19 protein-coding genes are annotated in these 22250 nt (G+C 53.3%); 15 read left to right on the plus strand and 4 right to left on the minus strand.

Annotated features, from left to right (window positions below; translation table 11 throughout):
* Positions 1 to 179 precede the first annotated feature (179 nt).
* The gene (locus tag NYE33_RS06340) at positions 180 to 779 is read right to left on the minus strand and encodes a TetR/AcrR family transcriptional regulator (protein WP_042140274.1); all 600 of its coding nucleotides are present in this window, start codon (positions 777 to 779) and stop codon (positions 180 to 182) included.
* 109 nt (positions 780 to 888) lie between these two features.
* Positions 889 to 2376 (minus strand): aminotransferase-like domain-containing protein, encoded by a 1488-nt coding sequence (locus NYE33_RS06345; protein ID WP_042141765.1) that lies wholly within the window; start codon positions 2374 to 2376, stop codon positions 889 to 891.
* A gap of 324 nt (positions 2377 to 2700) precedes the next feature.
* On the opposite strand from NYE33_RS06345, the gene NYE33_RS06350 reads away from it, so the two are divergent.
* The 4 genes from NYE33_RS06350 to NYE33_RS06365 all read left to right on the plus strand — a co-directional run bounded on the left by NYE33_RS06350 (position 2701) and on the right by NYE33_RS06365 (position 6778).
* Positions 2701 to 3312, plus strand: a complete 612-nt coding sequence (locus tag NYE33_RS06350; protein WP_042140273.1) for a LysE/ArgO family amino acid transporter — start codon at positions 2701 to 2703, stop codon at positions 3310 to 3312.
* 176 nt (positions 3313 to 3488) lie between these two features.
* Positions 3489 to 4880, plus strand: coding sequence for a helix-turn-helix domain-containing protein (locus tag NYE33_RS06355; RefSeq protein ID WP_341065154.1), 1392 nt, complete (start codon positions 3489 to 3491; stop codon positions 4878 to 4880).
* Between the two features lie 316 nt (positions 4881 to 5196).
* Positions 5197 to 5376, plus strand: coding sequence for an aspartyl-phosphate phosphatase Spo0E family protein (locus tag NYE33_RS06360; protein WP_042140272.1), 180 nt, complete (start codon positions 5197 to 5199; stop codon positions 5374 to 5376).
* Positions 5377 to 5461: 85 nt separating this feature from the next.
* Positions 5462 to 6778 (plus strand): helix-turn-helix domain-containing protein, encoded by a 1317-nt coding sequence (locus NYE33_RS06365; protein ID WP_052422139.1) that lies wholly within the window; start codon positions 5462 to 5464, stop codon positions 6776 to 6778.
* 105 nt (positions 6779 to 6883) lie between these two features.
* Here the strand turns inward: NYE33_RS06365 and moaA are convergent, their stop codons facing one another.
* Complete coding sequence (gene moaA, locus NYE33_RS06370) at positions 6884 to 7885, minus strand: GTP 3',8-cyclase MoaA (RefSeq protein WP_039309112.1); 1002 nt, start codon at positions 7883 to 7885, stop codon at positions 6884 to 6886.
* A 384-nt stretch (positions 7886 to 8269) separates the two neighbouring features.
* On the opposite strand from moaA, the gene NYE33_RS06375 reads away from it, so the two are divergent.
* The 3 genes from NYE33_RS06375 to NYE33_RS06385 all read left to right on the plus strand — a co-directional run bounded on the left by NYE33_RS06375 (position 8270) and on the right by NYE33_RS06385 (position 10960).
* Positions 8270 to 8965, plus strand: coding sequence for a TorD/DmsD family molecular chaperone (locus NYE33_RS06375; protein ID WP_039309109.1), 696 nt, complete (start codon positions 8270 to 8272; stop codon positions 8963 to 8965).
* Positions 8966 to 9169: 204 nt separating this feature from the next.
* Positions 9170 to 10678, plus strand: coding sequence for a cardiolipin synthase (gene cls, locus NYE33_RS06380; RefSeq protein WP_042140271.1), 1509 nt, complete (start codon positions 9170 to 9172; stop codon positions 10676 to 10678).
* A gap of 117 nt (positions 10679 to 10795) precedes the next feature.
* Positions 10796 to 10960 carry a hypothetical protein gene (locus NYE33_RS06385; protein WP_341065156.1) on the plus strand — a complete coding sequence of 55 codons (165 nt, stop codon included), beginning with the start codon at positions 10796 to 10798 and terminating at the stop codon, positions 10958 to 10960.
* Between the two features lie 188 nt (positions 10961 to 11148).
* Here NYE33_RS06385 and NYE33_RS06390 read toward each other — a convergent pair whose 3' ends face one another.
* Complete coding sequence (locus tag NYE33_RS06390; protein ID WP_341065158.1) at positions 11149 to 12693, minus strand: phospholipase D family protein; 1545 nt, start codon at positions 12691 to 12693, stop codon at positions 11149 to 11151.
* Positions 12694 to 12974: 281 nt separating this feature from the next.
* On the opposite strand from NYE33_RS06390, the gene NYE33_RS06395 reads away from it, so the two are divergent.
* From NYE33_RS06395 to NYE33_RS06430, 8 genes are all read left to right on the plus strand, one after another.
* A complete protein-coding gene (locus tag NYE33_RS06395) occupies positions 12975 to 13904 on the plus strand; it encodes a MerR family transcriptional regulator (RefSeq protein ID WP_340948753.1) in 930 nt (309 codons plus the stop codon).
* A gap of 209 nt (positions 13905 to 14113) precedes the next feature.
* On the plus strand, positions 14114 to 15670 hold the full coding sequence (locus NYE33_RS06400; protein WP_076246029.1) for a phytoene desaturase family protein: 1557 nt from the start codon (positions 14114 to 14116) through the stop codon (positions 15668 to 15670).
* Positions 15667 to 17187 (plus strand): phytoene desaturase family protein, encoded by a 1521-nt coding sequence (locus tag NYE33_RS06405; RefSeq protein WP_341065160.1) that lies wholly within the window; start codon positions 15667 to 15669, stop codon positions 17185 to 17187. Before NYE33_RS06400 ends, NYE33_RS06405 begins: the two co-directional genes overlap by 4 nt.
* On the plus strand, positions 17180 to 18037 hold the full coding sequence (locus tag NYE33_RS06410) for a phytoene/squalene synthase family protein (protein WP_042140267.1): 858 nt from the start codon (positions 17180 to 17182) through the stop codon (positions 18035 to 18037). The genes NYE33_RS06405 and NYE33_RS06410 overlap by 8 nt, the downstream gene beginning before the upstream one ends.
* Positions 18038 to 18039: 2 nt before the next feature.
* The gene (locus NYE33_RS06415) at positions 18040 to 18825 is read left to right on the plus strand and encodes a carotenoid biosynthesis protein (RefSeq protein ID WP_341065162.1); all 786 of its coding nucleotides are present in this window, start codon (positions 18040 to 18042) and stop codon (positions 18823 to 18825) included.
* A complete protein-coding gene (locus NYE33_RS06420) occupies positions 18794 to 19534 on the plus strand; it encodes a lysophospholipid acyltransferase family protein (RefSeq protein WP_042140265.1) in 741 nt (246 codons plus the stop codon). The genes NYE33_RS06415 and NYE33_RS06420 overlap by 32 nt, the downstream gene beginning before the upstream one ends.
* Positions 19531 to 20688 carry a glycosyltransferase gene (locus NYE33_RS06425; RefSeq protein WP_341065164.1) on the plus strand — a complete coding sequence of 386 codons (1158 nt, stop codon included), beginning with the start codon at positions 19531 to 19533 and terminating at the stop codon, positions 20686 to 20688. Before NYE33_RS06420 ends, NYE33_RS06425 begins: the two co-directional genes overlap by 4 nt.
* Complete coding sequence (locus tag NYE33_RS06430; protein ID WP_341065166.1) at positions 20685 to 22160, plus strand: phytoene desaturase family protein; 1476 nt, start codon at positions 20685 to 20687, stop codon at positions 22158 to 22160. Before NYE33_RS06425 ends, NYE33_RS06430 begins: the two co-directional genes overlap by 4 nt.
* Positions 22161 to 22250 lie beyond the last annotated feature (90 nt).

The following is a 22250-nucleotide window of genomic DNA, read 5'->3' on the forward strand; positions in this document are numbered from 1 at the left end:
CGCAGGGACTGCGGGGATCGCTTGGGTAAGGCGCTGAGCAGATGCGAAGGGAGAGGAGAAGCCGCTCCCTCCATTTGCTTAAGCGCGCAATAAATCTGACCGCTGCTCACGGATGTACGCCGTTTTGAGCAAGTCCGGGTTGTTTCCAAGAAGCCGCCACCTCTATAGGTGGGGGTAGTTCACTGTACGGATAATCCTCTTTCCAGCAGTGTCCAGAGCTGGGCGAATTCCTGCATGATGCCCGGGCTGCGCCACTCATAGGCGTGCGCCGGATGGTGAAAGCGTGCGGTGCCATAGAGGACTGAACGTGCCTGTACCGCCGCCGGGATACTCCGTGATATAAGACCTTGTTCCATGCCCTGGGCAATGAGAAGGTCAATGTGATCGAGAAGCTTCCGGATATGGACTTCAACAAGCGCTGCCGATTCTTCAGTGACGGCTGCATACATTTTGAACATCTCGCTGTCCTGTGAAGCATGATGCTGCTTAAGCTCTACGAGCTTAGCGATATAATCTCTAAGCTGCCCCAAGGCATTGGTTGTGGGTATCGCGGCAATTTCAGTTAGCGGAGCTACAATCATCTCCTCCAGCCACCGTTCCGTCACCGCCTCCCGCAACGCAGCTTTGCTGGGGAAATGCCGGTACAGGGTTCCATGACTTACGCCCAGCAGCTTCGCTACATCAGTGACTGAAGCCTTGTCCGGCCCGTATTTGCGCAGGGTTTGTTCAGCGGCATTAAGGATTTCTGTCTTGCTCAAAAAAGAGCCTGTTTTATTCAACGGGTATTTCCCCTTCCTGTGCATGAGCATAACATAGCACATAACAAATGACAAATAATTATTTTTGTCATTTGTTATGTGCTATTTGTTATCCGGCTATTCGTGTTAATCATGGAGCTTCCCTGATTACATTTGCCAGCAGGGCAATTCCGCGCTCCAGTTCTGCCGGAGAAGCATAAGCGTAGGACAGTCTGAGGTGCCCGCGGTCACTGCGGTCGTACAGATCGCCTGTATTCAGCAGCAATCCGGCGCGCAGGGCTGCAGTGAACAGCTTGCGCGGAGGCACAGGATGCAGGAGGGACAGCCAGATGTAGAATCCGCCTGCCGGTACATTCCAGGTTGCCAGTCCGGCACAATGAAGCTGCAGCAGCTCCAGCACAAGATCACGGCGCTCCCGGAGTCTGCCGCGCAGCACCTGCAGATGCTCCTCATGATAGCCGTCCTCAAGCCAACTGGCGGCAGCCAGCTGTGACAGGGAGCTTGCGCCGTAATCACTCTGCATTTTGATATCGGCCAGCCGCCGGACCACCGGCTCCGGGCCGACAATCCAGCCTATGCGCAGGCCGGGGCTGGCTGCCTTGGACAGGGTGCCCAGATGCAGCACTCTGCCCTCGCGGTCCAGCGCCTTCAGCGGCAGCGGAGGCGGTGCATCCAGCCACAGCTCCTGATAGGCACCATCCTCCAGAATAGGCAGCCCCAGGCTGCCTGTGACCTGCATGAGCTCCCGGCGCCGCCCGGCATCCATCAGAATTCCGGTGGGATTGTGAAAGGAAGGGATACTGTAGAGCATCGCCGCCTTGCTGCGGACAGCCTCAGCTGTAAGATGCTCCGGGATCAGCCCGCGTCCGTCCATGGGCAGCCCGCTGAATTTCACCCCCGCAGACTGAAAGGCATGAATCGAATACAGATAGGACGGCTTCTCCAGCAGGATCGATGAGCCGCGCGGCAGAAGGCCCAGAGCAATAAGCTGGAGTCCCTGAAGTGCCCCGGAGGTGATAAGAATGGAGGCGGGGTCGGCTGCAATGCCGCTTCGGGCCAGCATCCGGCTTACCGCAGCCCGCAGCGCCGGATTGCCGAGCGGTTCCTCATAAGAGAGCGGTGGAAGAATGCGCTGCGCGAGCCCGGCCAGCACCTGGTTCATCGCCGCCCCGGGCAGCAGCTCCGGCGCAGGCTCACCGGTGCCGAGTCGGATCAGACCCGGCTCATATTCGAGCCGGTTGATATCCTGTACGGTAGGCAGGTTGGGATAGTGAATCCCTTCCTCCACATAATCATTCCAGTTGCCCGTCCGCTCCATTGCTGCCGGAGCCGTGACCGTATCTGAACCGCCGGCGGGCCGGATGGCGGAACGTGTATCCGCTACAACTACGGTCCCGCCGCCGCGTCTGCCCTCAATCAGGCCCAGCGCTGTAAGCTGGTCCAGCGCCGTGACCACCGTGCTGCGGTTAACACCGAGCATGCGGCAGAGCTCACGCTGCGGAGCCAGCCGCATCCCGGGAGGCCAGGCCCCGCTGCTGATCTTGGCGAGGAAGTAGGAGGATATCTGACTATGAAGCGGCAACGGGGAAGCCGGGTCCGGCTTCCATGTGCCTTGCAGGACAGGGAGTGAGCCGTCCGGCTCCTTTTCAAGAGCGGCAGGTGCGGGAGCTTCAGGATGACCGGAAGGACCGGCAGGGCTTAAGTCTGGATGATCTGGCGGATGCTGATGTGTCAAGGGACCGGCTCCTCTTTTGTGGTTTCTTTCCTTGAGTGTACCATGATTCATAGTCGTCTATTAAGCTTGGCTGGGTATGAGACGGACAACTTGGATGGTTACGGCAGCCTCTGCACCAGAGTACGATCAGAATGCATTAACCGGGAAAACGCTGTGGAAGCTTGTCTATCCGGCAGCATCACAGCTTATATGAAGGAGGAAGAAGTTATGACGGAAGCCATTGTACATGGGATCATTCTGGCCTTCGGGCTTATTCTGCCGCTGGGCGTGCAGAATATATTCGTATTCAATCAAGGGGCACAGCACGCGAGATTCCGCAGTGTGCTGCCTGTAGTTCTGACGGCAGCGGTATGCGATACGCTGCTTATAACTGCAGCAGTAGGCGGTATTTCTCTGGTCATTCTATCGCTGGACTGGGTCACGCCCCTTATATACAGTGCGGGAATCCTGTTTCTCTGCTTCATGGGCTGGAGAATCTGGCGCTCTTCTCCGGCGCAGGAAGAGGCGGGGCGCCTCTCTCCGAAGGGACAGATGCTGTATGCACTGTCCGTTTCCCTCCTGAATCCGCATGCGCTGCTGGATACGGTGGGCGTCATCGGTACGAGCTCGCTGCAATATGACGGTATGGTTCGCTGGGCTTTCGCGGCGGCTGCGGTGGCCGTCTCCTGGATCTGGTTCCTGGGTCTTGCCGCTGCGGGCCGCCTGCTCGGCAGGATGGATGCCTCCGGTAAGGTGATTAAGAGGCTGAATACCGCTTCAGCACTATTGATCTGGGCGGTTGCCGTCTACATGGGAATACGGCTGTGGCGGAGCTTTTAGCGTGAATTTAGCCATGCAGAACCGGATTCGGCAACCGCGTTGCCAAACTGTTTCGAAAACTTCACACATTCATACTTTATCTGAATCTAGTCTATTGACCATTGGAATATAATCGCCTACTATACAGATATAAACACAAAATTCTAAATTATGGAATTCGGAAGGGTGGTGTTTCCTTGGAGCCTGCAGCCACGATTCGAGATCAGCTAGTGGACTATTTATCAAAGCATGAGCTGTCTATCAATCAGTTTGCCATAAGATCCGGCATTAATTCCGGGACATTAAGCCGGATTATTAATGGTCATCAGCCGATTGCCATGAGCCATCTGGAGTTAATTACTGCAGGGATGGGGGTACGCGAGGACTATTTTTACAGTTTATATGTAGATGAATGCTTCTATCATTCGGCACCGACCTGGCGGCGGCTTCGGCCTTTTATTGTAAAGTGTGCAGAGCTTGGGCGCATGGACTGTATCGAGCTTCTGGTACATAATCTGCTTGATAATCTGACCTATGTTCCCATGTTATTCGAAGTAGCCGAAGGATTGTTTCAGCAGGGGTATTGGCCGGGGGCAGCACTGCTCTACGAGAATGTAAGCGCCAGCGAGAAATACCAGTACTCCGAACGGCTGGCTATGTGCCAATACCGCCTGTTCCAGATCGCACTTGGTGATGATCAGAGCACGAACCTGCGCGCTGCTACTCTGTTTGAGAACTACATCCCGCGTTTGGATGAGGCGGACCAGCTGGATGCGCTCAAAGAATTGATGAATGTCTATTATTCATTGCAACAATGGAATAAAGTGAATGAACTTGCGCTAGAACTGCTTCGGCTTGCGACGATTCGTTATGATCTTTATTGCCGTTCGAAACATAAACATATGGTGAAGACTGGAGAAAGGCCGCTGTGCTTTTATATATTATATGCTCATTTAATGCGCTCAATTGTATGTGAGGAACGCGGAGACTACAAAGCTGCTCTTGATCTTGTACCGTTATACACAGACATAGAATGGATTCAGGATGAGAGTGAAGATTCGAAACGAACCGTAGCCCAATTTCAGGAGTGGGGTAAGGCCAATACTTATCTATATCGCTTATTGGGTGGACAAGCAGAAGTGTTGGATGACTATGTGGAATATGTTTCTGCTCGGGAAGGTGAGATTTTTACAGCGTTATATAATATCATTAAATCTGCAAATAAGTATAATTGGAATGTAGACCATATATTAGAACAATTTTCTGATTATACGCCTTATAGAATACATCCGACAGAGTTTGGAGAGTACAATCAGCAGGTTATAGCGGATCAACACGCCAGATTTCTTGCAGAGCTTGGAGTATACTACTTGCAGAATAAGCGAAACGAAGGAATTGGGTATATATTAAAAAGCTTGGAATCATCTTCTAAAATAAATAGTGAAAGTATTGTCTTCAAATGCGTTGATCTATTTGAGCAATACCGTCATATAGCGGAAGAAGAAGAACAGAAACAATACAAACTTATAATTAGAGAGGTGCAGGATGCGAATGAAAAGAAAAATTTTAATATTGCTAGCCTCGTGTAGTTTGGCCTTATTGATTATCGTGCCTGTAGAAAGCATTGTAGACAAACCGATACAACAAATGGTTCAGCCCATGGGACATGGTGGCGGTGGAGGTTGAATAACGAAAGTTGTATTTCCGGAATAAAGAATGCATTCCACCGATAATTGAATATTCCCCAAAGACGGTCCTGCCATATAGGATCGTCTTTTTTTGGATAACTGTGGAAGGATTAAATATAATCACCCATATAACCACGTTAACAGGTAATGCGTTCAGACTAACATTTTATTATTTTACATAAATATCTATAATATTGCATAAGGAGGCGGGATTTCCATGTATAGTCCGGCAAGTGTCAGAATTCGTATTGAGAGAGCTAGAAGCAAGCTACATAAGTTGCAAGTCCAATATGGCGGTTTTGGTCATCCTAAGGTAATACGGCAATCCGTAGTGCTGGATGAACTGCTTAATTCTTATGATAATACCTACCGGATGAAGAAAAGGCCGCCTGCTTAGCAGTAACTGAACAGATGAAGTGAAACAACAGAGTAGTTAGATCTAATATTCTATGGATAAGCGTGTGAAAAGGGTGATAAATACTGTGGAGCATACAGTCAAAATCCGGGACGAAATAGCAGCGTATCTCTTCAGGCATAACCTGTCCATTAATCAATTTGCTATCATCAGCGGCATACATTCCGGTACACTCAGCCGGGTGATGAAGGGTCAGCAGGCCTTGGCGATGAATCATCTGATCCGTGTTACACGCGGGATGGGACTTCCCGAGGACTACTTTTACAGTAAGTATGTGGATGAATGTCTGTATGATTCGGCACCAACCTGGCGGCGGCTGAGGCCGTTCCTGCTGCAATGTGCGGCGCTGTCACGTCTGGACTGTATTGAGCGGATTGTACAGAATTTGCTGGATAATCTTCTCTATGTACCGCTGCTGTTTGAGGTCGCCGAGGAATTATTTGAGCAAAAGAGCTGGCAGGCGGCAGCATTAATCTATGAAAATGTGGGAGCCAGCGAGAAATACCAGCATTCCGAGCGTCTGGCGCTCTGCCAATATCGGTTGTTCTTAATAGGTCTCAGCGATGATCAACACAAAAATTTAATTGCAGCTACTTTATGTGAAGGTTATGTGGGCAGACTGGACGAGGTCAATCAATTAGATGCTTTACATCAGTTGGCTAATACGTATTTCTCATTACATGAATGGCAAAAGGTAATGGAATTAGCGGATGAAATGGTGAGGATTGCTACTAATCTATATGAGCTTCATAGAGAATCAGGACGTACTTATGAACAGGCATACAAGAGACCTTTATACACTTATATTTTATACGCTCAACTTCTTCAATCCTGTGCTCAAGAGGAGTGTGGGAACTATAAAACTGCATTGGATATGGTACCCCTGTATATGGATCATAGCTGGATTCGGGAAGATACTGAAGAAGCGAGACGGATCTCGGCTCAATTTAAGGAATGGGGAACGGCCAATACTTATCTCTATCGCTTGTTGGACGGACAAATCGAAGTGCTGGATGAGTACGTAGAGTACATTTCTACCCGGGAAAATGAGATCTTTACGGCACTATTCAAAATTATTGAATCGGCCAATCGTTATAAGTGGGATGTCGATCATATTCTGCTGAGATTCGCCAATTATATCCCTTACCGCAAATATTCCAGCGTCTTTGGTGAACGAAATATATTGATGCTGAAAGATAGCCATGCTCAGTTCCGCCGCGAGCTGGCAACCTATTATCTGGCCCGCAGACGTTATAAAGGCGATGACGTGACCATGCAGGGTGTGGACCTATCCGCCAAAATAGACTGTGAGCGTAATGTGATCCGGGGAACCTTATCCGTGGATTTTGAGATATCGATTTCGGATATCACTAAACTCGGCTGAGGATTGAGGAAAAGCATTCCCTTTGAATATTCATGCAAAACGGCTGAGAACCCCTCCGGGGAATCTCAGCCGTTTATTTGTTCAACCGGTAATGCCGCCCTGCGGTTAGCCGCCGATCTGTGACATGCGGCGGGCGGTAGGCGTATGGCTCTGCGCTTTACGCTCCAGGGCCAGCGCCATTTCATGATTATGCGGCTTGTTGCCGAGCGCCTGGCGGAAAAGAGCCTGCACCGCAGCAGGATCACTTATCAGTGGCCGCACATTATATTCATCCTCCCAGTAAAGGCAGGCTTTGATGTTGCCGTCGGCGGTGAGGCGCAGCCGGTTGCAGTTATCGCAGAAGTGCTCGCTTACCGGATGGATCAGTCCGAAGGTTCCTTTTGCCCCGGTGACACGCCGGTTCTGGGAGGGGCCATTCCCGGAAGGCATATCGGCTTCCTCGGTAGTCCAGCCTGCTTCATTGCAGGCTTCCACTACCGTTTCTAGCGGGAGATAGGTCTGCCGCCAGGCATCGCTTGCGCTGCCGATGGGCATATATTCGATGAAACGTACATTCAGCGGGCTGTTCAGCGTCAGGGCGATGAAGTCCTTGATCTCATCATCATTAATACCCTTCATCAGCACGACATTCAGCTTGATCGGCGACAGGCCGGCCGCTTCGGCGGCTTCAATCCCCTTCAGCACTTTGGCGACATCGCCGCCGCGGGTGATCATGGAGAACCGTTCCTGCCGAAGGGAGTCCAGGCTGATGTTCACCCGTGACAAGCCCGCCTGCTTCAGGGCTGCGGCTTTGGCCGGAAGCATCAGACCATTCGTAGTTAACGATATATCTTCAATACCGGGTATAGCGGAGATCATGGATACCAGCTTCTCCAGATCCTTACGGACCAGCGGTTCTCCGCCGGTCAGCCGGACCTTCCGCAGACCCAGCGGCGCAAGTGCTTCCACTACAGCGGTAATTTCCTCATAACTCATAATCTCGTCCTGCGGCTGGAATTGCATTCCTTCCGCAGGCATACAATAAATACAGCGCAGGTTGCAGCGGTCTGTAACCGAAATGCGGATGTAATCATGTATCCGTCCAAAAGGATCGGTCAGCGGCTCCATGGCACTACTCCTTCACCTGTTGAGTTTTATTTTAAATTTTAAAGACTTCATTCCTCTGCGTCAATGTGTACGGCTTCAGCTGGCCCAATCCGCAATTATGGAAGAGGAGGGAATGCATACAGCATAAGAAACGGACAACCTAAATAATATGTGACGAAAGATGAAAGACGCAGCCTAATTTTGACAAAAGTACGACAATTTCAGGGAATGGTCATAGAATGCTCACCGAAAGCGCTTAACAATTTCGATATAATTTAGGTGCGGAAGATTCAAACTTTATAACCTTTCACTTTTGCGAAGAACACAGCTATGATACCGGAAAGTTCAGGCGGCGACCTTAAGGAAGCCCCGGCGTCCGGCAAACCAATAGGGAGGATTTGCAAAATGACTATACCTACAGTTCCATCACTTGTCGTGCCGGAGGTTTGTAGCCGCTGGCTGGAGAGTCGGGGATTAATATATCAGCTTCTGGTTGATTTCTACGGAAGAAAACCATCGCTCTCACTGGTCGCCCAGTGGAGCCGCAACCGTGAGATGAGTATTGCTGCAGAAATGACCGAAGGCGGACGTGAACTGAAGCGTTACCTGTGCAGCCAGGAGCCAGCAATGCTGCCGGCCATCTGTGAGAAAGAGAAGCTCGAATATAAGCGGCTGATGAATGAGCGTGCTGCCAGTACTTTTGTGGCCCGGGAAGCAGCCCAGCTCGGCCGTGAAGAAGAATTCTGTAACGTACTTTCCGATGTGTATGCTTCGGCAGGCATTGTGTTCAAGAAATGCAGCGGGGAAGCTGACGACCATATCGCCATTGAACTGGAATTCATGGCAGTCCTGCATGAACGGATGCTGTACAACAGCTTCTCCATCCGCAGTGCAATGGAGCTTCTGGAGATCCAGGAGAACTTCCTCGAAGAGCATCTGCTGAAATGGACACCGCAGTTCTGTGAACGGCTGAACGCAGCGACTGACAGCCCGCTATATCTTGGACTCAGCCACATGCTGGAGGAATTCCTGCCGCAGGATCTGCATATGCTGCGTGCCTGGAAGGCTTCGCTGGAGAGCAGTGCGGCGGCAATGGTCTAAACAGCTGAATAATCAAGGCGTCCTTCCGAAGTGGAAGGGCGCCTTATTTGTTGCTGCGGCAGGTTCAGCTTCCTGCGAAGAGGTTACAGTATTGTTGCAATTTAAGTTTCGTATAGGATTCCAGTAGGAAGAAACGGTGTCTTCATGTAATATATAAATGTGTCAGTTTAGTGATGAACGGTAGAACGAGAAGGTAGGTTGCATATGAGAAGAGGACTGCAGGCTTTAGTCATCATAGGGGCTATGCTGGCTTTTTATTACTTTGGATTTGGTATTTTTGGCAGTACGGCCGGAACGATCATCAGTATTTTCTCCACATTGACGGTTATCTCTATCGGGCTGGGTATCTTCATGGAGAACCGTAACCCTTCTACCACAATGTCCTGGATTCTGCTGCTGGCCTTGATTCCGGTGCTGGGACTCGTTTTCTATTTTCTGTTCGGACAGAATGTGTTCAAACGGCGCAAATACGATAAGAAGGCCCAGCGCGACCTGATGGCCTATGAACGGATTGAGAATGACGCGCTGCGCATGCACCAGGATTGGTCAGTGTTCAGTCCCGGGCGCCAAAAGCTGCTGGGATTGTCGCAGAGACTGGGACGTACGCCGATTTCCTTCAATTCAGAGACGCGTATCCTGACCAACGGTGAAGAAACCTTCGGGACCCTGCTGCTCGAGCTGCGTCAGGCCCAGCATCATATCCATATGGAATACTATATTTTCCGGGCGGATCATATTGGGACACGCATACAGCAGATTCTGATCGAGAAAGCCCGGGCGGGCGTAGCTGTCCGGTTTATGTATGATGCGGTCGGAAGTATTCAGCTGTCCAAGGCCTTCCTTAAGGAGCTCAGTGATGCCGGCGTTCAGGTGGCTGCCTATGGCAACTCAACCTCCTTTTTCTCCAGCCGGGTGAATTACCGGAATCACCGCAAAATTGTTGTCATCGACGGCGATGTGGGATTCATGGGCGGACTTAATGTTGGCGATGAATATTTGAGCCGGAGTAAGACTTACGGCTTCTGGCGGGATACGCATATGCTGCTGAGAGGTGAAGCGGTGCGGACGATGCAGATTATCTTCCTGCAGGACTGGATGCACACCACCGGTGAGAAAATATTAGAGCAGGATTACCTCTCCCCGCAGCTGCGCTTCACGACCGGCGACGGAGCGGTCCAGATTATTGCCAGCGGACCGGATAACGAGCGGCGTGCACTCAAGAATATCTTTTTCTCCATGATTGCCTCGGCGGAAAAGTCAGTCTGGATCGCCAGCCCCTACTTCATCCCCGATGAGGATATCCTGACCGCGCTGCGTGTGGCGGCGATGTCGGGTCTGGATGTCCGTCTGCTGTTCCCGGCCAAGCCGGATAAGTGGATTCCGTTCCTGGCTTCGCATTCCTACTTCCCGGCACTGCTGGAATCCGGGGTGAAGATCTATGAATATGAGAAGGGCTTCATCCACTCGAAGCTGCTGATTGCGGATGGGGAGATTGCTACCATCGGCACAGCCAACATGGATATGCGCAGCTTCCACCTGAACTTCGAGGTGAATGCGCTGCTGCTGCAGACCGAGAGTGTCTCGCGTATTGTCGCAGACTTCGAGCGTGACCTGCTGTCCACGCGGCAGATTGTCCATGAGACCTTCATGGATAAAAGGCTGCTGGAGCGGCTGCTGGAATCGGCAGCCCGCCTGATGTCTCCGCTGCTGTAGTAAGGGAATCTAAAAAAGACCACCGGATGGAGCTGCTGCTCTCCGGCGGTCTTTTGTTCTTATTTAGGGACTTATGATATTCCAGTAATCACTCTGAATCCGCCGAAAGTGGGCGATATGGGTAAATTAAAGGGAAAAATCCCTCTAATTCTGCCGAAAGTGGGCGATATGGGTAAATTAAAGGGAAAAATCCTTCTAATTCCACCAAAAGAGGGCGATTTAGGAAAATCAAAGGGAAAAATCCCTCTAATTCCCGCAGATGCGGCCCAAAGGAGCAAATGATGAGCATTAGTGCACCTGAATTTACAGGGGCTACCCCAGAAGTCGCCCGAATGGAGCAATACGAGTTGGCCTTAAATCTACATTAGCTGCACAGGCCGCGCACACCGCATAAGCTCCAGCTGATTCACCATTAGGGTGATATTTATTTGTCCCAATAGAAGAATTTACAGGTTTCTGCTTGGGCATATTCAGAAGGTAGTGAGCCCGAGGCGGGTCTGCATCCGGTAGAGGAGATACTTAATCCATGTAATTTCACTCTGATATTCCTTCAGCGGCAGGCTGTACTCGGCTCCCTCGTTATTCCACAAACGGTTGAAGTAGCTCTCCATTTCAGCATATAGCGGCTGCCCCTGCGGCACGGATACCCAAAGGTTATTCTCCAGATTGTAGTCGTCCAGATTACGGGCCGTGAAATTCGTTGATCCGCCCAGAACGATGGAGTTGCCGGCTGCCTTGGCGATGAACAACAGCTTGCTGTGATACTGCTCCTTACCCGTATTGTACCAGCGGATTGCGATATTCCCCTTAGACTTCCGGTTCAATTCCATCGCAACCGGGCGGTTCGGGATACCGATTTTGTCCCGTCCGAAGGCATTCTGATTGGGATCCAGCAGGAGCCTTACTTCAGCGCCGCGAGCGTCAGCCGCCAGCAGGGCATCAATAATTCCGTCGTCCGCCAGATAGAACATACCCATCCAGATGACATCCCCCTGCCCTGTTGCCTTGATATCATCCAGAGCGTACTTGTACACCTTGCCTTCGGTTAAATAGCGGACCTCGAGCTGCGGCTCCCCGGCGGGGAGGGCTTGCTGCTTGAAGTCCGGTGTCCTGCTCAGCAAAGGGCCCGCTTCCGAGAGGTTCGCGGCAGCCTGCTCACTCTGCAGAATGTCAGCCAGAATCGGACCCTGCACCTCCAGGGCAATGTTAGAGTGATAGGCGCTGGCGTCATGCACATTCCCCGAAGAGATCAGCGCGGTGTTCTCACTGAGCACCACTTTGCGGTGATTGGCTTTGACATTGAGCAGCTTGAGATACGAACGCGCAGTGATATCAGGCCCTCCGCTGGCCATAAGATTGGGAATCCAGCCCTTGCCGGATTGTCCGAACCACTGAATGAAGGTCCGCCATACAGCGGAGTAGGCCGGGGTCGAGTCACGCAGTGTATCCACATCCGTCATAATAACCTTGATTCCGGCGGCTTTCATCTCTTCCAGCAGATGATTGGGCGCAGAGCTGTAATTCGTATTCACCTCATCAGTAATGAAGACGATCTCCATCCCGGGATAGGCGGCTTTCTGGGCGATAAGCTTATCGGTAAGCTCCTGGCTGACTGCTGGGAACTGCTGGTCAGTGTGGGTATAGTCATTGAACAGGAACAGGTCGATTACGAGGAATTCTCTGGCTTCTCCAATAATCTGCAGAATTCTCGGGAGAATCTGTTCTTCTCTTGCTTCGGCCCCGCTGCTGTCCTGATAGGTCAAGTCGTGCCAGAAGGCTACATTCTCCACCTTATACGCAGGACTCTCCACGGAAAGCCCGGGAGGCAGCGGTTTATGGGTCTGGAAGATCATTACCCCGGCTAACCATATTAGGAGAAGGATGACGGCAATCAGTATCTTGGAGCGGCGGCGCAGAATAAACTGCGGTTTCCGCTTGCGGGGTGACGTAACCGCACCGGAAGCTATAATTAGCTGCGACTGTTCGGGTGTAATGGAGCGGCTGCCTTGATTCATGGGATGATCCTCCTGGGTGCTGCGGAGCCAGAGTCCGTAGGTCTTGGCGCCGGCATTGTAACTACCTATTAACGCCCGCTGAGGAGAAGTGAAGCAGTTGACTGCAAAATCATCTGAAAGATCTATTTTTGCTAAAATCGCCGGATTTATACCGTATCATTCCTGTAAAGCAGGGTTATACAGTTCTAATGACATACAGCAGAAGCAAATGTATAATGAGTGTAAATAATTTGTATAAGGTTTGAATCTTCAGAAGTATTCAGTGTAAATAGGAAAAGAGTGTGAGATACATCGTGTATTCCATCAAACAGGTCGTCGAAATGCTCGATATTCCTTCGGTCACTCTGCGGGCATGGGAGAACAGGTACCAGGCTGTTGTTCCGGAACGTACCGAATCGGGCTACAGGCTGTACAGCCAGGAGAATATCGAGGACCTTCGCTGGTTGAAGGAACAGACGGACAAGCAGGGCATCAGTATTTCCCATGCCGTGCGGATGCTGAAGATGCGTAAGCAGAAACATCTGGATGAACGTCTGAACGCGGCGGGCGGCGACCCCAGAGATGCCATTGACAAAATGAAGCAGCAGATCTATACAGCCCTGCACGAAATCCAGGGCGAGCGGGCGGATGCATTAATTGATTTCGGGTTCTCATTATACGGCTATGAGGCTATGGTATATCAGGTGCTTGTGCCGGTGCTGGTCAAGGTTGGCGATGCCTGGGAAGAAGGGACGGCAACGGTAGCCCAGGAGCATTATATGACGCATATGATCTCTAACCGGCTGTCCCAGTTTTTTCATGTGTTTCCCGTCTATGCGCATTTGCCGAAGGTGCTCGCCTTTTGTCCGGCGGGAGAGCATCATCAGATAGGGCTGCTGCTGTTCTCGCTTTTCCTGCGTAAGAACGGGGTTGAGGTCATTTACCTGGGGGCCAATACGCCGGAGGAAGGTGTTATGGATATGCTGGAGAAGCAAGGCCGGATCGGGGCAGTCTGTCTGTCCGTTACGGATGAAGAGCTTGTACCGTACTGTGAAGATTTGCTTGGACGGCTCGGCAGCATGCATCCGGACCTGCAATTTATTGTCGGCGGCAAAGGATATGAAACGGCCGGTCCTGAGGCCACCAGGGCGACTTATAAGCTGGATGAGCCTCCGGAGCAGTGGCAAGCCTGGTTTGACCGGGAGTTTGCCCGAATGAAGCATAGAATGTAGCTTTTAGAACCGATCGGTACCCCTTGAGGGCCGGCCGGTTCTTTTTTGCTTTTACAGGCTGGGAACTCTAATTATTGGAAGTCGGATTGCTGATATTTACATGGCGCGGTAAAGTATGTATGATATTTGTATCATAATTGTATAGTTTTTGTATAATGTTTGAAAAGAGTTATCTGCCTCAAGACAGACAGCTATAAGGAGGAAGGCGCTTGACTGGACCCAAACGTACCGCGAAAGTTGCAATTATAGGCGCTGGACCAGGCGGACTGGCCGCAGCTATGCTGCTGGCCGCCGAAGGCTACGCAGTGGATCTCTATGAGAAGCAGGATACAGTTGGCGGAAGATCGGGAGAGCTCAAGCTGGGCAGCTACCGTTTTGACCGGGGTGCTACCTTTTTGATGATGCCGCATCTGCTGGAGGAGCTGTTCGCCCTGGCAGGACGTTCCGTGCATGATTATGTGTCCTTGAAGCCGCTTGACCCGCTGTATTCACTGCATTTCGGAGATACCGTATTTACGCCTTCTACGGACCAGGAGCAGACTGCCGGAGAGATTGAGCGGCTGTTTCCCGGCAACGGGAGCGGCTACCGCCGGTTTATGGCCGATGAAGCCGACAAGCTGGAGCGAGTCATTCCGCTGCTGCAGCGTCCGTTTCAATCCCTGGGTGACTATATGAAAAGAGATGTACTGCACGCGTTGCCTAAGCTGAACGCCGCAGATAATGTATACAACCGGCTGTCCCGGTATTTTGATGATGAACGGCTGCGGTTCTCGTTTACCTTTCAGGCCAAATATCTGGGAATGTCGCCCTGGGAATGTCCCGGTACGTTCACGATCCTGTCCTATATGGAGCACCGTTACGGCTTGTACCATCCGATAGGCGGAATTAACCGTGTCCTTCAGGCGATGTCTGAGGTGATTCAGGAATATGGCGGGCATGTGCACACCTCCAGCGGAGTGAAGCGCATAGTGGTCAAGAACGGGCATGCGGCAGGATTGCTGCTGGAGAACGGGGAGCGGGTGGAAGCGGATTACGTTGTGATCGGGGCCGACTTCGGCTCTGCGATGACGCAGCTGTTCGAGCCCGGCATTCTGAAGAAATACACCCCCCGCAAGGTTGCCCGGAAAAGATACTCCTGTTCAACAGCCATGCTGTATCTGGGTATCGATGGGGAGGTGGACCTTGGTCATCATTCGGTTCATTTCTCCGCCGATTACCGGCGTAATGTCGAAGAAATTACTAAGCTTGGGGTATTATCCGAAGATCCTTCCATATACGTCCATAATCCGTCGGTTATCGATAAGACGCTGGCGCCGCCGGGCAAGTCTTCACTCTATGTGCTGATGCCGGTGCCTAATCTGAGTGCAGAGGTCAACTGGCAGCAGACGAGTGCGGAAGTTGAAGCGCGGATGATGGAGCGCCTGGAGCAGATTCCCCAGCTTGCGGGAATAACCGGGCGGGTGGAAGAGAGCTTATTCTTCTCTCCGCTGGACTGGCAGAACAAGCTGAATGTATATAACGGCGCAACCTTTAATCTGGCCCATAATCTGGGGCAGATGATGCATTTGCGGCCGCATAACACCTTCGAGGAGGTGCGCGGCATCTGGCTGGTCGGAGGCGGAACCCATCCGGGCAGCGGTTTGCCGACGATCTTCGAGTCGGCGAAGATCAGTGCGCGGCTGCTGCGGGAGCATGACCAGGCCCTGCGGGGCAGCTTCCCCGTGCCGGCCGGCGCTCCCGGCGCGGGCGCGGGGGTTCCGCTATGAGCCGCGTAGCCGTTGTGGGCAGCGGAATCGGCGGGCTGACCGCAGCGCTGCTGCTTACCCGGCAGGGGCATGAGGTTGTAATGTACGAGCGCGCAGAGCAGGTGGGTGGGCGCGTTGCCTTTGAAGAAGAAGGCGGCTACCGGATAGACCGCGGGCCTACCATTGTGCTGCTGCCGGAGATGCTTCTGGATATTCTGGAGGAAGGCGGGCTGCCGCGCGGAAGTCTGGAGCTGCTGCGCTGTGATCCGCTTTACCGGGTTCACTTCAGGAGCGGGCGCGTGCTGACCAAATTCGCGGGGGCCGCAGAGCAGGCAGAGGAGATTGACCGGCTGTATCCCGGAGAAGGTAAGGGCTTCCTGCGGTTTATGGAAGATATGTCACACTTGTATCCAAAGGGCAGGGCTTCGTTTCTGGAGAGAGGCTATAAGAACGGGCGCGAATTTTTCAGCCCGGCCAATGTGTCGCTGATGGTCCGTCTGCGGGCTTACCGAAGTCTGCGCTCTGCTGTCGGGCAATATTTCAGGAATGAGGAGCTAAGGGATGCCTTCTCCCTGCAGAGCCTGTATATCGGCGGAGCCCCCTTCCGCACACCGGGAATCTATACGATGCTTCCCTACGCGGAGCATGCCTTCGGCATCTGGATGCTGAAGGGGGGATACGGCACCCTGCCGCAGATCATTGCCCGGGAGCTGGAGGGCCGCGGAGTACAGATTCATACCAGTACAGAAGTTGATTCCCTGATGGTAGAAGGGGGAAGATGCCGCGGGGTTGTTGTTCAAGGCCGGCAGATAACCTATGATGCCGTGCTGTACAACGGTGATTTCCCGCATATTGAGAAGCTGCTTCCATCCGGGGTGTTCAAGCGGGACAAGAATCTGGCCGGAACTACAAATAAGACAAGCAGCGCTACTGATAAACCGATCCGGCGCGGCAGCTTCACACCTTCCTCAGGCTGCCTGCTCATCTATGCAGCTGTATCCAAGCGCTGGCCGCAGTCTCAGGTTCACCAGTTCTTCTTGCCGGATAGTCTGGATAGCAGTCTCCATGAGGTGTTTGACCGCGGGCAGATCCCTGCTGATTCTTCATATTATGTGTTCAACCCGGTAGTGCTGGACGACAGTGCCGCTCCTCCCGGAGAAAGTATACTGTATTTCCTTGTCCCTGTTCCGGCAGCACCGGATAAGGATTGGGATGATATCGCCGAAGCACTGGCCGTCAAGGTGCTAAGGGATGCTGAGAAGCGCGGATTCCCGGGGCTTACAGCCAGTATAGTCTGGCGCAGGCTTAGAACGCCGGGGGATGCCCGTAAGGAAGGGATGTACGGGGGCGGGAGCTTCGGAATAGCCCCGATGTTGAGCCAATCCGGTGTATTCCGGCCTCAACCGAAGCCGTATCCGCTCCAAGGCCTGTATGCCGCAGGAGCATCTGTCCATCCCGGCGGCGGTGTGCCGATTGTGATGCAGGGAGCCAGGCTGGCAGTTCAAGAACTGATAAAGGAGATGAGCGGTCATGAATGAAAGGATATTGCAGCAATGTGAAGAACTGATGAAGAAAGGGTCTACTTCCTTTTATAAGGCTTTTAATTTTCTGCCAAGTCCCAGGCGTGAGGCAGTGCATGTTATTTATGCCTTCTGCCGGATTATTGATGACAGTGTGGATGAGCCTGACAGCTCGCCGTACAGTATTCATGAACTGAAGGCGCATTTCAGGGATCTGGAGGAGGCGGACGGACATTTCATCTGGCCGGCGCTGCGCTGGCTGTTCAGCAGCTTCCCGCAGCTTCAGCGTGAGCCTTTTCACCTGCAGATGGAAGGCCAGATCAGAGATCTCTCTTTCACCCGGTACGAAACGATGGAGCAGCTGAAGAGCTATTGCTATCTTGTAGCAGGGACTGTAGGGGAAATGCTGCTGCCCGTTCTGCGGGATGATCAGAATGAAGCGGCACGGGCAGCAGGGATATCTCTGGGTATAGGCATGCAGCTGGTGAATATTATCCGTGATGTAGGCGAGGACCTGCGGAGAGGGCGGAGATATGTGCCGCTTGAGGTTATGGAGCGACAGGGTTACAGCCAGCAGGAGCTGGAAGCCGGAGAGGTTAATGAGCCGTTTATTGCTGTGCTTCAGGAGCTTAGGGCGGAGGCGCTGCACTGGTTTGAAAAGGGCCTGGAGAATGTGCATACGTATCCTTGGGAGAGCGGCATGTCAATTGAACTCGCTGCCGCCTTCTATGCCGCCATTCTTGATGCCGTAGAGGCAGACGGCTATGACGTATTCCACAAGCGGTCTTATGTCAGCGATGAAGCCAAGCTCAAGCTGTTCCGGCGTACGGTGGTGCGCTATACCGGTATCACAACCGTGGTGGTGTAATCATGATCAGAGCCCTATTTTGGATCTGGTATGGAGTCGGCGCTCTGCTGCTGATCTGGTTTGGGATTCCGGAAAGTCTGAGCTTTTCCAATGGTTTGTTTCTAGTCTTTTATGGTGCATATGCCGCGCATTTATTATCCTCCGGGCAGGCTTGGCCCTTCATGTCTGACTGGTCAGTCATATCTATTGAACGCCGCCGTAAACTTTCCATGTGGCGTGCTGCAGGCCTGATCTGGATGGGAGGAATGGCAGTCGAATGGGTCGGCGTTCATTCAGGCCGGTTGTTCGGTGAGTATCACTACTCTACGGTGCTCGAACCTTTGTTGTTTGGCGTGCCTGTTACGCTGGGCTTCGCCTGGATCGCTGTCGTCTGCAATGCCGTACTTATCAGCTATGATTTCGGGCAGCGCGGCTTGCTCTTGCGGCTGCTGCGGGCTGTTCAGGTTGGCTTCTGGACGGTGCTTCTGGATCTGGTGCTTGATCCTGTTGCCCATGCCAGAAACTTCTGGCACTGGGAGGGCGGCGGCGGCTTCTATCAGGTGCCCTGGAGCAATTTCGGGGGCTGGCTGATTGCCGGCGCTGCCTTGTCCATGCTGCTGCCGGCTGTGCCGGTTACCTGCCTGGCGGCCCGCCGCGGTACCCGTCTGTACCAGGCGATTCTGATTCTGTTCGGTCTTATCAGTCTTACAGAGGGTCTGCCGGCTTGTGCAGTGATTGCCGGATTAGGCACTGCTCTGGCGGAAGGGAGCTTGCGTTATGCTGGAAGCCGTCAAGTCGGGAAGCTTTGACCGCTTGTTCTACCGCTATAATTCATTTTATCTGCTGCGCAGGCATTTCCATTCCATCGGAATATGCGGGGATTTGCAGCCTGCAGCGGCCGAAGGCAGAGGCATTCTCTATCTCATGAATCACAGTTCCTGGTGGGATGGCCTGCTCGCCTATCACGCGGCAGGGAAATTGGCGGGAAGCAGGCACTACTTCATGATGGAAGAGGAGCAGCTGCGCAAATATGCCTTCTTCCGGAAGCTTGGCGCCTACTCCATTAACTCCGCCAGTACGGGAGACTTGCGGGCTTCATTGCGTTATACAGCGGGACTGCTGCAGGCGGGAGAGAGCGTCTGGATGTATCCGGAAGGTGAGATCCTGCCGCTGGAGCATCGTCCATTGAGCCTGAAAGAGGGGGCGGCACTGGTGCTGCGTCTCAGTCCGCTGACTACGGTAGTGCCGGTAACGCTATATCATGGCCTGTTCCGCCATACCAAACCGGAAGCGACACTGCTCGCCGGAACCCCGCAGCTGCTGCCTTGGGCCGACATGGACCGCTCAGACATTGCCCGCAGCCTGGAGGCTGCGCTTGGTGAACAACTGGAGGCACACCGCAATCGGATTCTTAATCATAAAGGTTACATGCCGGAAGAATTCAGGCCGCTTCTGAAGAGGGGAAGATCCACCAATGAATGGCTTGACATGCTGAGGCCGGGCAGGGGGAGCCGATGATCACGGTCTTACAGATCATATCGGTTGTGCTGCTGCTCCAGCTGCTGTTTGCGGTGTGGAATGCAGCGCAGCTTCCCAAGCTGGGCGCGGGGATTAGCCGAGAGGCTTCAGAAGTACATCCGGTATCGGCAGCATCAGCAGTACGGCGCCTGTCCGTGCTGATCCCCGCACGGAATGAAGCGGATAATATTGCGGACTGCCTAACCTCTGTGCTGGCTTGCAGCTCCAGTGGAAGGAAAGTGGAAGTAAGAGTGCTGGATGATTCCTCGGCAGACGGCACAGGAGCGATTGCCGCTGCAATCCTTGGAGACAGGGCAGCCGTTCTGCGGGGACGGGAGCTGCCGGAAGGCTGGCTGGGCAAATCCCATGCCTGTGCCCAGCTGGCGGAGGCTGCAGAGGGTGACTGGCTGCTGTTTCTGGATGCGGATGTCCGGTTGCAGCCGCTGGCTCTGGAGGCGGCCTTCACTGCGGCCGAAGCTCAAGGCGGCGGCATGGTCACAGGATTTCCCCGCCAGGTTACCGGCACATGGCTGGAGCGGCTGGTAGTTCCCCTGATGGTCTTCACGATCATCTGCCACCTGCCGGTTCCGCTCGTCCGCGGTTCAAGAGACCCGCGTTTTGTTGCGGCACATGGGGGCTTCATCCTGATCCACCGGGATACTTATGCACGCTGCGGCGGGCATGAATCGATCCGTGGTGAACTGGTCGATGATATGGCGCTGGCCCGTGCGGTGAAGCGGGCAGGAGAACCGGTGATCCTCGCAGATATCACCGGTCATGCTTCAATGCGGATGTATCACAATGCCAGGGAAGTGTGGAACGGCTACCGCAAGAATATCTATGCCGGTACCGGCCGCAGCCCCGTGCTTCTGCTGGCTGTGCTTACAATGTATTTATCACTCTATATGCTGCCGGTTGCAGCAGTCTTATACTATTGCATGACCGGACAGCCTTCATCAGCAGTTATGCCGGCTGTTGCAGTGCTGACTGGTATCGCCATCAAGCGGACCAGTGATGCGGGCGGCAGGCAGCCGGTCTGGTTCTGTTTGCTTTTGCCGGCCGGTATACTCTGCTTGTCCTTAATTGCCGTGGCATCCTGGCGCGGAAGCCGGTCCCGCGGGGGCTACGAATGGAAAGGTAGGCGTTATTTATGAAACCGAAGGCTGTGATTATAGGTGCCGGATTCGGAGGGCTGTCCTGTGCGGTAACACTGGCCGTCAAAGGCTGGGAAGTAACCGTGCTGGAACGGCAGCAGCAGCCGGGCGGCAAGCTGCAGCGTGTCGAAGCGGGAGGATACATGTTCGACCGTGGCCCGAGCACCATTACGATGCCGCATGTCTTCCGTTCGTTGTATGAGCTTGCCGGGACCCGCATGGAGGAGTATGTCCGGCTGTATGAACTGGAGCCGCGAACCCGCAATGTATTTACTGACGGCTCAATTGTTGATTTCTCCCGCAATATCGGGGCTATGCAGGAGCAAATTGCGTCTTATAGTCCTGAAGATGCTGTGCGCTATCCAGACTTTCTGGCCGAGGCCTCGCGTCTATACGAGCTCAGCGGGCAGCAGTTCCTGAACAGGCTGCTGCTGTCCTGGCGGGACAAATTATCGCCGTCTCTTGTACGGGACCTGCTGCGCGTCAGGCCTTTTCTTAATCTTCATGCCCTGCTGCTCCGTTATTTCAGTCATCCGAACACCCTGGCTATGCTGGGACGTTATGCCACATATGTCGGTTCCTCGCCGTACCGTGCGCCTTCGATATTTGCGATGCTTGGACATCTGGAGATCAGGGAAGGGGTCTACGGTGTCAGGGGCGGGACCTATGAGCTGATCAAAGGCTTAACTACACTTGCCCGGGAGCTGGGCGTACAGCTGGTTACAGGCACCGAGGTTACGGGGATTTCGGTAGTTTCCGGCGCTGTGGAAGGGGTGGATACGGCTCAAGGGTTCTATCCGGCCAAGACTGTTATAGCCGGCGGTGATGTGCTGAGCATCAACCGTATGCTGCTGCCCGAAGAGAACCGTCCGGGCATGACAGACCGCAAGATTGAAGCCTACGAGCCGTCCTTGTCCGGGCTGGTGACACTGGCGGGAGTGCCGCGCAGATATGATACCCTGCTGCATCATACGGTTTTTTTCCCTGAGAATTATGAACAGGAATTCAAGGATATCTTTGAGCATAAACGTCCTCCGCAGCAGCCTGCGGTCTATGTATGCCACTCGGGTTATTCCGAGCCTGAGCTGGCGCCGCCGGGCGGCAGCAATCTTTTTATACTGGCCAATGCGCCGTATCTGAGCCCTGCCTGTGACTGGAACGAAGAAACCGCTGCTTACGGGGAACGTGTGCTGTCCGTGCTGGAGGGCCATGGAATTACAGGGTTATCCCAAGCGGATGTCCTGCAGCGTTATACCCCCCGGGATATCGCTGACGATACTCTCGCCCACCGGGGGGCCATTTATGGGATATCCTCCAATTCAGCGCGGCAGACCTTCTCCCGCCCGGGGAACCGCTCCAGGGACGTTAAGGGGCTCTGGTACGTCGGCGGAACTACACATCCCGGAGGAGGGACGCCAGTTGTATCCTTGTCCGGAAGGCTGGTGGGGGAGTATATTGCCGGGAGTCAATAAAAGACAGAAGAAATCCGCCCGTGTCAACTGCCGGGCGGTGTTGTGCTATAATGAAATGTACTTGTGCTTAAGAAGCCTATAAGTAGCGTC

Source organism: Paenibacillus sp. FSL R10-2199 (assembly GCF_038000235.1).
GTDB classification, from domain to species: domain Bacteria; phylum Bacillota; class Bacilli; order Paenibacillales; family Paenibacillaceae; genus Paenibacillus_AQ; species Paenibacillus_AQ phytohabitans.